This window comes from Leptolyngbya boryana PCC 6306, assembly GCF_000353285.1.
GTDB classification, from domain to species: domain Bacteria; phylum Cyanobacteriota; class Cyanobacteriia; order Leptolyngbyales; family Leptolyngbyaceae; genus Leptolyngbya; species Leptolyngbya boryana.
Map to the genome: position 1 here is coordinate 136,767 of NZ_KB731326.1, position 11,799 is coordinate 148,565.

Here is an 11,799-nt window from a genome sequence, read left to right on the forward strand (position 1 = left end):
AGGGGAAACTATATCAATAGATATGCTTTAAAGACCTTTCCCTAGAGTTTCTTCAATGTCTTCTCCTCAAGCAAAAATCTATGCGAAAGACGCTGCGGTTTTTATCGACTTTCCCGCAGCATCGATTCGCGATCGCTATTTAGGGCGATTGGTGTACATTCCTGGGAAAACTTATGCACTTACCCATAGAAATAATGCGATAACGCCAAAGTTATTCACAGTTTTGGAGTACCATCTTCCTGAAGACATGTCTGAGGTCGAAGTCGATTTAGTCATCAGGTCCTTTGATCCTTATACTCACATCCCCCGTTCATTAAGTCGTGTGCGGTTTCCCCGATGTCTTGATGGCAGTTTATCGCCGGAAAACTGGCAGATTAAAACCGTTCATGCTCCTGAACAGGCTGCATCGCTGAACGATGTAATTATTCCATTACCTGGTGCCATTGAACCCTTATCGCATCAATCTAGTCAAGTTGATCCGATGAGACCCTCCGCAGGCGCTGTTTCCGTATCGACTCAGCCGATTGTTCCGACTCGCGATCGCGGATCGAACCTAACTCAAAAGAACTCACCTTCCAATAAAGGGTTAGAGATTGTTGAACTGAAAAAAACGCAAGCTAAGCGTAATTCTGCTTCCACACCACCAGCACCCAAGCCATCTCCTGTTGGTGCTAAACAACAGTTTGAATTTATAAAATCTGATAAGGATCGAGTTCGAGAAATTCTTAAGCGCTGGGTACAATTATCGGAAGCAACTTCAGACTCCTGGCAGATTGAATGGAATGATGCAGGCTTCGTCGTTTGGGATCACTCGAATCGACTCATCTTTGAGTATCAAGTGACTGAAGAATCTTGCCGCATCGGGTCCTCGCTGTCAGGGCTGGTTCTTCAAGAAAAGATGACTCAGATTGCACTCAAGGCTCCAAATAAATTATCTCCAATGCACGATCGACAACTGATTGAATATGCGAACGAAGTTCTCGTTCGCGTACAAGATGCACCCACCGACACAATAGCTAGTTTCATGCAGTCAGTGTTTAAGCTCAAGCCTGCACACAAACCTAAAAAGCGATCTTCTTGATAATGTTTTTTTAAGTTGAGCGTCAAAGTTCTAGAACTTCGATTTAGGATTAGAACAAACAGCGATTCCAATTCGTTACTAGCTTTCAAGAAATTTATGAACTCTGATCCTGCTCGAACGGACTCTCATCCGTTTGAAAATATTAGAGTTGTTGGGGAATAAGTTAACCTGAAGCAGCAATCTTGCTCGTTATTTCTGAGCTTAAGCTGCTTTCAAGTAGAAGTTCCATAATCCAGCAGCAGTCAGCATCAAATGGTCATCAAAATCCTGGATGTGATTACGATAGATGGCGCTGATTGCTCGATAACGCTTGATGCCTGAGAACGCATTCTCGCAAACGACTCGCGACTGGCTCAGGGTACGATTTTCTTGCTTTTGTTCATCGCTTAACTCACCCCCTCTTGGCTTCTTGTGCGGAATGCGAATGTTCGTGTACTCGGACTGCAAGCCGTGAAACCCTAAATCGACTTCAATGGGAATCTCATCCGGGATATGAAAAGCAATCTCTTCTTCGGCTTCAAAGCGCTTGTCGTGGAGCTTTCCCTCGCGGGCTTTGCTCAACACCAACACTCGTTTGGTTTGGTCTACTGCCGCCAAATGCTTGCGGGTATGACGACGCTTTTTGCCGGAGTAGTTTTGCGTCTGCTGTTCTGCATCTTGAGGGCGTTGAATCGGACGCTCGGTTCCATCAATCATTACCCGTTCCACGCCTGGAAACATCTCCATGAAAGCGTCAATGCTGCGTAACTTGCGTTCGGGTAACACTAGCTCATGCCCCAATGCAGTTTCGAGAATCGGTTGCAGTTCATGCATCCATTCATGCGTTTGAGAACGGTCAAGGTCAAACAAAATCCCAGCTAAATCAAATGTCGGGTAGCATTTGAAGTAGAACAAAATGTAAAACAGCTTCGCTTCTGTGTTGTTCAACCTTGCTTTGCGCCCACCGCCCCTGGCTCGTTTTCGTACTGGCTTTGCCGCAGCGCGGCTTGCCTCATACGCTTGCTCAAAACTTGGTAGCAGTGCATCAAAAGCTTTGCGATTCAGCCCAGTCAAAGCTCGAAGCAAGCGGTCTTGGTTTAGTGCGCGTTCAAGGTTCAACATCAGATGCAATTCACATGATTTCTGTCTATTATTCTCTATTTCCCAACAACTCTATTGTCTTACCAACTGATCGCCCGGAAATTCTCGCTGCGATCGCAAGTTCACTGGGAGCGGTTGATCAAAGTCAAGAAGTTTTAGACAGCTTTCGCTCCATTTTCGGTGGTAGCAGAATTGATGATTCTGCAATCTCAAGCATGAGTTCCTGTGGCTGCGCGATTGCGTGTGGAGGATGCAGCTGTGGCTGTTCTAGCAGTACTTCGACAACTCAACCGCTTTCCTTCGACTCTACTTCAACCTCTGAGTGGTATTCTCCCAAGTTGTTCTAAATGTACAAGCTAATCGGGCAAAGCATCGGAAGCTGCGGCTGTTGAATAGAAATCAATTGCGCGTGCTGGGATCAAGCCGCCGCTTGTGATAGCTTTGTCGCTTATCACATCGAATCTGGCAATATTCAATCTGTTTCAGTTGATTCTTTGACGATCGTGCGATGGATACAAGAAGCGAATCAAACCTCAATTCTAATGATCGACGACCACGCCACAAGCGAACAGATTACTCAATTAGTGCAAGCATTTAATGGTTCTCTGGGCGGCATTCTTGCAGACATTAATCTTGCACTTCCGCCCTGCCAATCGGTAAATGTCTTTCCAATTCAATACAAACCACAGCAAGGATTCGCCCAACTACGGATGAGCGGCAGTTGCATCCGTGAAAAAAATCGGTCAAAACCTTTTACCTCTTCATCATGAATTCATCACGTCCATTCGGATCTACTGCTTGGATTAACTGGAGCAGTCGCCTACTTATTTGGACTATTGTTGCGATCGCGTGGCTTCTATTAATGCTCACTGGATATGATCATCAGCACCTCACGAGGCATCACCAATCAGTCACACCGTTGACGAAAACGATTGCCAGACCCTTCGCTTCCTGGCTACTCATGACCATTGCGATGATGTTGCCGAGTACAGTGCCAATCGCTGAGAAGTTTGTACAAATTGATGCACGACAAGCTGAAGGGACAACTCAAGCTACCTGTAATCAAATCTTGTTTTTGATTGCATGTCTAGTGATATGGTCAAGCTTCTCAATCGCGATGATTGCGATCGACATTGGACTTGATTTCTGGCTTTCTCCTCATTTCAAACATCATGTATTGTTTCAGCCTCTGATTCTAATCGGAGTTGGAGCGTTTCAATTTACTCCAATGAAACAAGCCTGCTTAAAAGGATGCCGTTCTGTGTCCGCTTTTATCGCTCAGTACTATCCGCAAGGCATGATTGGTAGCTGGAATTTAGGATGGCAGCATGGATTATACTGCCTTGACTGTTGTTGGGCACTCATGGTTGGATGCGCGGCGATTGGTATAGAGAATTTAAGCAATATGCTAATTTTCACCGCAATTATGACTTTAGAGCGACTTTGGAAGTACGGAGAACACTTATCCATCTGGATTGGTGTTGTTATGATCGCTCTTGAGATCGTGCTTGTGGTCTATCCTCAGATTAACTAAGCAGTGACTTCCATTGCTGAATCTTCTAATTTTTTCTTGATCGCTTTGATCAAGATAGTCACGCTCTCGCATTAATAACTTCAAGCGGCTTCGATCGACTTTAAACATTAACAATGTTATTGATAGCAGCACAAAATGCTTGTATTTCTCCTAAACTAACTTACAATGTGAGCAAGCAGCAAGACATCAATTTAGAAATCCATCCCTTCACCTAGACAAAGATTGAATAAACAAGCATAGGCTTGTAATCCCATAGCTGCTGCGTCACTACATTATCAGTGGAGAGTTATTATGAGTGGAATTACCAGTTCTAATGGGTCCGTTTCGGTTGGACCTGAAGGAGTCAGCTCGAATGCTGTGTTCCTGCCAGCAGGCAACCAATCGCAGTATTCTGTTAATTTATCGACTTCGGCTGGCTCTAGCTTTGTTGGAGGCGATGTCAGTTCTCAGCTTTCAAGTTTGTTAGAGAAGTCGAAGGTTACAGGTCAGCCGCAGTCTACGACTCAAACCACCGAGATTCCTGGTGGTTTCTCGCAGACAACTTTGTTTGCTTCTTCTAGCTCTTCTTCAATCAAGATTTGAAGCACAGCTTGAAGAAACGCCAGTTGTGGACATTTCTCCACAACTAGTGGGGCATTTGGCATGAACATCGCCATTTTTTTGCTTGGTCTGCCAATATAGAAGAACCTACCTCCTGAACTACTATGACTCGTCGCCAGAAACAACCTCTACGCCTGCTGAGTGCTGAAGAACAGCGAGAACTTGAACGCATTGCTCGTTGCACGAGCGAATCTGCCAGTCGTGTTGCTCGTGCCAAAGCGCTACTAGCCGTGGCACAAGGAAGCAGCTACACGGCGGCGGCTCAAGCAAGTGGAAGACGCTCAGGGGATGCTGTGGCTCAGGTCGTTGCCCGCTTCAATGCTGAGGGATTGTCCGCCTTGACCCCGCGACAGGGTGGCGGTGCAAAAACTCAGTATCAAGCTCAGCAACGGCAGCAGATTTTAGCGACCGCACAGCAACCGCCAGAACTTGCGGTCGATGGAGTGTCACATTGGTCGCTATCAAGCTTACAACGCCGTTTGCGTCAGGATGGAGACGGTGAATTTGCCACGATTAGTACCTACACACTCTGGCAGGTCTTGCACCAGGCAGGACATAGCTGGCAGCAAAGCCGCAGTTGGTGCAAAACGGACAGTGCTTTGCGTCGTCGCAAGAGCGGAGTTGTGACCGTCACAGACCCCGATGCAGAAGTAAAAAAACTTGATTGAGCGAGCATATCGTACCGCAGAAGCAATGGGAATTGCCGTATGGTGTCAGGATGAAGCTGGACCCTTCCAAACCGTGCCTTATCCAGCTTCAAGTTGGCAACTCGAAGAACATCCTCAACAGCAGTCGCATGAGTATCTGCGCGAGGGAACGGCGAAGTTGCTCACCTTGTTTCATCCGCACGATGGGCAAGTTCGGGTCAAAGGGGTGGAAAGCGCCACGAACTTAGTCCTTCATGCTTGGCTCAAACAAGAACTGACACAAATCATCAAAGCGTTGCCCGAAGTCTCACAGTCGTTGCCGAGCGAACTGATTCGCTCGATGTGGCAACAGTGGCGCGAAGGATTAACCATCAAGTTCACGCTTCCAACTCAACTGCCACCCTTGCGACTGTTGTTAGTGTGGGATAACTTGATTGGACACCGAACGCCTGAACTGATGCTATGGCTGTGTGAGCAAGGCATTTTACCGCTCTACACGCCACTTTCCGGCAGTTGGCTGAACATGGCGGAATCGATTCAGCGCATTCTCAAGCGTCGCGCTCTGGATGGTCAACATCCTCAATCTCCGCAACAAATCATTGAGCGATTAGAAACTGTTGCTCAAGTTTGGAACCAACATCCGACTCCGTTTGAGTGGGGTGGAAAACGAGCAGCACGAAGACAACGGGCAAGACTCAGACGACAGCAATATCGTTTAGGTGGGTCAGGTGCTTGTACTCAGAAAATGAATGATTCGCCTGCTGTCGCGAATGGCGATATTCATGCCAAATGACCCACTAGCGCATGTGGCAGATAATCACCAGACTTAGCCTTGCTGTTATTTCATGTCTAATGATGTGAATTAACAGCAAATTTGATTGATAATGCTAAGTACCGCGATGTCCGCAACCAGATTATTTGACTGGACCGTATAAGACTCTTTTTCCGAGTTGTAGGGCGATTGTTCCACCGTCTTGCGATCGATGAATCCAAAAAACTTTAGCCATAACTCATTACAGTCAATCTGTATCCAGAGAAAGTAGTCTCCCTGATTCGTTCCTGACAACCAGTAATCGGGGATGCTCATCGTTTTTGCATCGATCGTATCTCCAGGAATGATTACGACTGTCTTTCGACTTCTGAATCGCAAAGCACTGCCATCGACCTGCTTCCAGTTCTGATAAGGAATCGTTGGATATGGCATTAGATCGTCGCTCAACCAGTCGAAACCCATCTCTAAGGCAATGTGATTAAGATAAAGTTGGTATTGAACTTGAGGGTTAAGCGTTTGATCTAGCGTAGAGAGCGTTAACACTTTGTGGTGTAGCGATGGTTCGATCGGAACCATTGGCTGTGCCAGTGAATCTGTGTATTGCATGATTGAAAGTTGGATTTACAAAAAATCAATTCTTATCGCCCGGACTTTGCCGAATCTGCTAAATTTATCAGCGACCCCAACACCAATTCGATCGGGCGTTGAGTTCTCGTTTTCATTTGGGCGCTGATGGTCATGCCATTTTTTAACGGATGCTTTTGTGCCCCTCGCTCAAGTATCGGTTGATCTAGTCGAATCTGAGCATGGAAGAAAGGCTGCCCATTCTGGCTCTGAATCGTGTTACTGCTGATATTCGCGATCGACCCTTTGATCGCACCAAACTCAGTAAACGGCAACGCATCGATCCGCACTTCCACCGGAGTTCCTACTTTGAGATTGGCGATATCTGCTGGACTAATTTCAACTGTTGCAACTATCGATTCGTTCGGAATCACTTGAAGTAACGGCTGACCCGGTTGCACAATGCCTCCAGGCAGCGTGACCTCTAATCCTGTCACTGTTCCGGCAGTTGGAGCCACAACTTCTTGAGCCTTTAAGTCAAGGTCGATTTGCTTGATCTGAGCATCAAGCTTGATGAGTTGCTCTTGCGCTTCACGGAGTTTGTTGGCAATTTGGCTATCTGCCTGAACTTTCGCGTCAAGCAGTTGACGATAAACTTCATCAAGCTGTTGCTGCGTCGTTGTTTGAGTCTTTTGCTGTTCCGCCAGCACTTGCGCTTGCTGCGTCCGTGCTTGAATAATCCGGCTTTGAACTTCATTGGCTGCCCCAACTTGATCAAGTACTCCGTTGCGGGAAATGCCACCTTGCGCGAACAGTTGCCCTAGACGCGAGAGCTTATCGCGCTCAATCCTTAATTGGGCACCCGCATTTTCGATCTGTGCATTAGTGCCGATCGATTGCACTTGCGCTTGAGCAATTTGAATTTGCCGCTCTGATTCGATCATCCTTAATCGCTGCACAAACAAGTTATAGCTAATCAATTGATCCGGAGCCAACTCTGATGAATTATTCGTCAATTGGGCATTAATTAAGTTACGCTGCCGCAAGAGTGCTGCAATTTCTGGCAATGTTGCTAGCACTGAATCTTGCGGATTCACGAATAGCGCTGCACTTGCCTGCCGCAGCACCGCTGCTTGCGCTGCAAACGGTTCGCGCTGTTTCTTCAGCGACAATAGCTGATTAAACAACTCTGACTTATCAATCTGCACTAATAGTTGCCCAGATTGAACAACATCGCCGTCTTTGGCAAGAACTGCTGTGATGCGCCCGCCTCGAATCGATTTGAGCGTTTGCGCCGAGGATAATGAATCAATCCGACCCCGTGCCGAAACAACGACATCCAGTTCAGCTACACACGCCCAAACAACGGTTCCACTAAGTGTCACCACAAGTGATCCGATCACCATCATTACCCATCGGGGGCGATTGTCATATTCCGGTTCAAACGTCGATGCAACTTGCTCTTGTTCTGTTTCAGATCGCTTGATTAAACTTAATGGGCGCTTGATGCGATAGGTCAATTGCCAAATCCAATGTTTCAGCATGATTGTTCTCCAGTTAACTCGGTTGTTGTAATTGTTGTTGATACAAGCAGTAATAGTTTTGCCGTCGAGCCATCAATTCCAGATGTGAGCCTTGCTCGATAATCAATCCGGACTGCATATACAAAATCAAATCCGCTCGTCGCAAATTTGAGAGTCGGTGCGTAATAAAGAAGCACGTTGTGTCACCAAATCGCCGCATCAAGTTATCAACCACTCGTCGCTCGGTTTCGGCATCGAGCGCACTGGTAGCCTCATCGAGAATGACTAATCGCGGATTGCGATATACCATTGCCGCGATCGCAATTCGCTGGCGTTGTCCTCCAGACAGCGATGAGCCTCGTTCTCCGACTTCTGTTCCATACCCATCAGGCAAACTTAAGATAAAATCATGCGCTTCAGCAATTTTTGCCGCTTCTACAACGGCTGCTTCATCAACATCTTCGTTCCCGCCTGCAATATTCGATCGCAGCGTTCCCCGAAATAGATTGGGTTCTTGCTGCACTACCCCGATCTGCTCACGCAAGGATTTGAGATTGATTTTGGCAATATCAATGTCGTCGATATAAACCTGCCCGCTCATCGGCGCGTAATAGCGCGGTAGCAGTTTTAATAATGTACTTTTCCCAGAGCCGCTTTGCCCGACGACTCCGACAAAAGTTCCAGCCGGAATGTCGATCGACACTTTGTTAAGCTGTAGCTGTCCGGGCTGAAAGCCAAACTCAACCGAATCGTACTGCACATGACCCTCGATCTGAGGAAGTGCCAACCGACGCGCATCAACTTCTGAAAACTCTGGCGGTTCGTTTTTCACATCTGCCAACAAATTCATCGATACATCAGCTTCTTGAGCATTGCGCCACAACCCGGATAAGCGTACCAATGGCTGTGTGACATATCCCGCAATGATGCGAAAAGCAATTAACTGTCCGAGCGTGAGATCGCCATTGAGTACCGCATTTGAGCCGACCCATAGCACCAATAAGCTACTAAAGTTACTGACGAAACTATTCACTGCCTGAAACGATGCGCCTAACATCGTCGTTTTGAGTCCGGTTTTGAGATATGCCCGATACTGTTGCCGCCAGGTTGCGAGAATGGCGAATTCCATGCGTTGCGATTTAACGGTAAACATTCCGTTCAGCATCTCGATCAGATGAGACTGCATCTGAGCGTGTTGATCGGATCGCTTGCGAATCAGTTCTTGAAACACTGGAGCCGCAACCAGCGTTAAACCGATGATTACAGGGACTGTCACCAGCACGCAGACTGTTAGAACGCCACTGTAAATCAGCATTACACAGACATAGATGATCGAAAACAGTACGTCTAGTACAACTGTAAGGAATGTAGTTGTAATAAACTGCTGCACTTTTTCGAGTTCATTAATCCGGGCAGCAATTTCACCCACAGGGCGCTTTTGAAAAAAGGGCAGTGGTAGATTAAACAGATGCTCAATAATCTGGTATCCCAACAGTAAGTCAACGCGGTTCGTCGTGTTATTTAGCAAGTAGGTTCGTGCTACGGTTATTGCCGCCTCGATTGCACTTGATCCCATCAGCAAAATTCCAAAAACTGGCAACGCTCCAGGACTAGAATTAATGATCACACGATCAACGATTTGCTGCGTCAGAAGCGGGTTAGCCAGTCCTAGAAGCTGCACGACGATCGAAGCCATCAAAACGTACAGTAGCGTTGGCGTTTGTGGCATAAATGCGCCGATTAGCCACCACCAACCGAAGCGATCGGTACGGCTCTGGGCTTGACGACCGAGAACGATCGCAGTGCCAGTCGTATTCTTCTGAAGAACAGCAGCAATCTCACGCGAAGAACGCCGCATTAATCCCGATGGAGTCGCAAACACCACCGCCTGATCGCTGGCTTCGTACATAACGCACAATTCATCTTGAATCTGAATCAAAGCGGGCGTTTGTAGCCGGGATATACCGCCTGCGGTCGTCGGGAATTTTACTGTTTGAGCGCTTAATCCAAACGCATCTGCGATCGCAGCGTACCAATCCATCCGATCTCGCGGTTGCGATTCAAGCTGCTGACTCCACTGCCGCAAAAATTCTGGTTTGTATGGAACTTCTAATAATTCACATACATTCCAGAACGCAGTCACAACTGATTCCGCAAATGTTTGATTCCGCGCTGTGTGCGCTGGATAAAGTTTGGGAGTTCGATTCGGCAGAGGCCTTGGAACTGAGGTTTTTGCCAACGCTTCAAGTCGCGCCAACACTAACTCTCCGCTTCCTGAATCTGCAATGATCGCGTCTGGCGCGGGCAATAATCCGGTCGAAAGTGCGGCGCTCAAAAAGGTACGATCGATCCCTAACAGCCGGATTGGGATCGATCGGGATTTGAACTGCGGTAAGTCTGCGATCGATTCAACGATCGTTCCAATCGGTAACGACTGATGTGTACTGCTGCTGACAAACCATAAGTATCCAGATGAAAGATGAAACGTCGGGTCGTTTTGTCCAAACCAATGCCTCACGGTCGCACAACTTTGAGTCACAATATGACGACTCACTTCGCTTAGATCTGGCAGATTGAGTTTCGTCGGAATGGTATTGCAAAAGCGCAGTAGTACATCGTACACTTCAACGAAGCTAACGTGTTTTGAGAGCGTCGGCAGTAACTCTTGCAGAATCGATTCAAAATCCTCGATCGTTAAACCGAGTGTAATGACTTCTTCGAGACCCGCGGCACGTACTGATCCGAACGTAGACCGCCGAACAACGCTTTCCCATCCAAACACCTCCCCTTCATGCAGAACTCCAAGCGTTGGGGCTTCTTGATCCGCAGGTCCAACAACTCGCACTTGTCCTTGGACGACGCAACATACTTCGATTGGGAATGAATGTTCCGGCTGAATGACCTGTCCTGGACGAAAACTATTAATCCGAACTTTTGACGAAATCTGATAGCAAGTGTTTGGCAGCAAATCCTCGAACAATGCTGCACTGAAAAAGGTCGGCAGAAACGATCGCGGCTGAAGCGGCATTTCACTCATGAGTCACCCGCATTGATTTGAGCAATTTCAGCTTGTCGCGCCCGAACGGTCTGCTCGCTCAGCCAACGCGCAAATAAAGAATTGATTAACTCTGCACGGAGGACTTCGGTTAATCGTGCGCCGTGGAACCGCTCCAACCGAACAATACAATACTGACCATTGATCTCGATTGGTCCGTATATTTTTCCGACTTCCCCCGTACAAAACAACACTCGAATCGGCTCTGGTAAGTTTGCTAGCTTCATCGGTCCCACCCATCCTTGCGTCGATCTCTCAGATCCTTCTGAATGTCGCTGAGCAATCTCACCAAAATCCTTGCCATCATCGCGAATTTGAAACAGAACCTCTGCGGCAAAGTTAGCATCGCTCGTTTGTACAAGTGAAAATTCTACTTGGTCATAGTTTGATCGCGATCGCAAAAACTCTGATTCAATCTGGGGTGCAAACTGTTGCTTGAGTTTTTGCATCCGAATTTCGCGCATCGCCTTGGACTTTAGTTGATCGATCGACATCTGATACTGTTGTGCCCGCTCGCTCAAAAATTGCTCCAATGCTTCGGGATCAGGCATTGACGCACGATCGCGTCCACTAAGTAGTTCAAATAAATCCGCTCCAGTCACTTCGATACTAGGAAGAACTTGGAAGTCAAGAAAGAGTTGTTCGAGCAAGGTGCTGAGTAATCCATAATGCGCGATCGCATTATAAAGTTGCTCACCCGTTAGCTCTAATTTGCCGAATGTAAGACAAATAGACATATTGAAACTGTTTTGCTGAAACTTCGGTACGAGCAATCGTGGCATTAGTGCCAGTCTTTGAAGACTATCAATCCAATTAACTGGCTCAATTTTTCTTAATGCTAACGCTGGAACATGAAAATTGTGCTTACAATAAGTCTACAAGTTTCAACCCTATTTGATATTGGATCGATTGAGTCGATCCTGCCCCGCAAGCTTTGCAAAAA

General features: G+C 47.1%; 11 protein-coding genes. 6 read left to right on the forward strand and 5 right to left on the reverse strand.

Annotated features, from left to right (window positions below; genetic code table 11):
• Positions 1 to 55: 55 nt before the first annotated feature.
• Entirely contained in the window at positions 56 to 1,081 is a 1,026-nt protein-coding gene (locus tag LEPBO_RS0133905) for a hypothetical protein (RefSeq protein ID WP_017292044.1), read from the forward strand.
• 201 nt (positions 1,082 to 1,282) lie between these two features.
• On the opposite strand, the gene LEPBO_RS0133910 is transcribed toward LEPBO_RS0133905, so the two are convergent.
• Complete coding sequence (locus LEPBO_RS0133910; RefSeq protein ID WP_017292045.1) at positions 1,283 to 2,182, reverse strand: transposase family protein; 900 nt, start codon at positions 2,180 to 2,182, stop codon at positions 1,283 to 1,285.
• 377 nt (positions 2,183 to 2,559) lie between these two features.
• On the opposite strand from LEPBO_RS0133910, the gene LEPBO_RS0133920 reads away from it, so the two are divergent.
• The 5 genes from LEPBO_RS0133920 (at position 2,560) to LEPBO_RS0133940 (ending at position 5,735) form a co-directional block, all read left to right on the forward strand.
• A complete protein-coding gene (locus LEPBO_RS0133920; protein ID WP_225904001.1) occupies positions 2,560 to 2,931 on the forward strand; it encodes a DUF1326 domain-containing protein in 372 nt (123 codons plus the stop codon).
• Complete coding sequence (locus LEPBO_RS0133925; RefSeq protein WP_017292048.1) at positions 2,928 to 3,695, forward strand: DUF2182 domain-containing protein; 768 nt, start codon at positions 2,928 to 2,930, stop codon at positions 3,693 to 3,695. The genes LEPBO_RS0133920 and LEPBO_RS0133925 overlap by 4 nt, the downstream gene beginning before the upstream one ends.
• Before the next feature lie 291 nt (positions 3,696 to 3,986).
• On the forward strand, positions 3,987 to 4,277 hold the full coding sequence (locus tag LEPBO_RS0133930) for a hypothetical protein (RefSeq protein WP_017292049.1): 291 nt from the start codon (positions 3,987 to 3,989) through the stop codon (positions 4,275 to 4,277).
• A gap of 122 nt (positions 4,278 to 4,399) precedes the next feature.
• Complete coding sequence (locus LEPBO_RS0133935; protein ID WP_017292050.1) at positions 4,400 to 4,963, forward strand: helix-turn-helix domain-containing protein; 564 nt, start codon at positions 4,400 to 4,402, stop codon at positions 4,961 to 4,963.
• Positions 4,956 to 5,735, forward strand: a complete 780-nt coding sequence (locus LEPBO_RS0133940) for a transposase (RefSeq protein WP_017292051.1) — start codon at positions 4,956 to 4,958, stop codon at positions 5,733 to 5,735. The genes LEPBO_RS0133935 and LEPBO_RS0133940 overlap by 8 nt, the downstream gene beginning before the upstream one ends.
• 69 nt (positions 5,736 to 5,804) lie before the next feature.
• Here LEPBO_RS0133940 and LEPBO_RS0133945 read toward each other — a convergent pair whose 3' ends face one another.
• The 4 genes from LEPBO_RS0133945 to LEPBO_RS0133960 are packed head-to-tail and all read right to left on the reverse strand — an operon-like array spanning position 5,805 to position 11,593.
• Positions 5,805 to 6,320, reverse strand: coding sequence for a DUF1822 family protein (locus LEPBO_RS0133945; protein ID WP_017292052.1), 516 nt, complete (start codon positions 6,318 to 6,320; stop codon positions 5,805 to 5,807).
• Between the two features lie 32 nt (positions 6,321 to 6,352).
• Entirely contained in the window at positions 6,353 to 7,822 is a 1,470-nt protein-coding gene (locus tag LEPBO_RS0133950; RefSeq protein ID WP_017292053.1) for an HlyD family efflux transporter periplasmic adaptor subunit, read from the reverse strand.
• A gap of 13 nt (positions 7,823 to 7,835) precedes the next feature.
• Complete coding sequence (locus LEPBO_RS39365; protein WP_017292054.1) at positions 7,836 to 10,838, reverse strand: peptidase domain-containing ABC transporter; 3,003 nt, start codon at positions 10,836 to 10,838, stop codon at positions 7,836 to 7,838.
• Positions 10,835 to 11,593: a peptidylprolyl isomerase gene (locus LEPBO_RS0133960; protein WP_190711068.1), complete on the reverse strand. Its 759-nt coding sequence runs from the start codon at positions 11,591 to 11,593 to the stop codon at positions 10,835 to 10,837. Before LEPBO_RS0133960 ends, LEPBO_RS39365 begins: the two co-directional genes overlap by 4 nt.
• Between the last annotated feature and the right edge of the window lie 206 nt (positions 11,594 to 11,799).

What these genes read in the sequence shown, in the direction of transcription:
- LEPBO_RS0133905 (WP_017292044.1), top strand. Translation starts at nt 56, where the DNA reads ATGTCTTCTCCTCAAGCAAAAATCTATGCGAAAGACGCTGCGGTTTTT.
- LEPBO_RS0133910 (WP_017292045.1), bottom strand. Translation starts at nt 2,182, where the DNA reads ATGTTGAACCTTGAACGCGCACTAAACCAAGACCGCTTGCTTCGAGCT.
- LEPBO_RS0133925 (WP_017292048.1), top strand. Translation starts at nt 2,928, where the DNA reads ATGAATTCATCACGTCCATTCGGATCTACTGCTTGGATTAACTGGAGC.
- LEPBO_RS0133930 (WP_017292049.1), top strand. Translation starts at nt 3,987, where the DNA reads ATGAGTGGAATTACCAGTTCTAATGGGTCCGTTTCGGTTGGACCTGAA.
- LEPBO_RS0133935 (WP_017292050.1), top strand. Translation starts at nt 4,400, where the DNA reads ATGACTCGTCGCCAGAAACAACCTCTACGCCTGCTGAGTGCTGAAGAA.
- LEPBO_RS0133945 (WP_017292052.1), bottom strand. Translation starts at nt 6,320, where the DNA reads ATGCAATACACAGATTCACTGGCACAGCCAATGGTTCCGATCGAACCA.
- LEPBO_RS0133950 (WP_017292053.1), bottom strand. Translation starts at nt 7,822, where the DNA reads ATGCTGAAACATTGGATTTGGCAATTGACCTATCGCATCAAGCGCCCA.
- LEPBO_RS39365 (WP_017292054.1), bottom strand. Translation starts at nt 10,838, where the DNA reads ATGAGTGAAATGCCGCTTCAGCCGCGATCGTTTCTGCCGACCTTTTTC.
- LEPBO_RS0133960 (WP_190711068.1), bottom strand. Translation starts at nt 11,593, where the DNA reads ATGTCTATTTGTCTTACATTCGGCAAATTAGAGCTAACGGGTGAGCAA.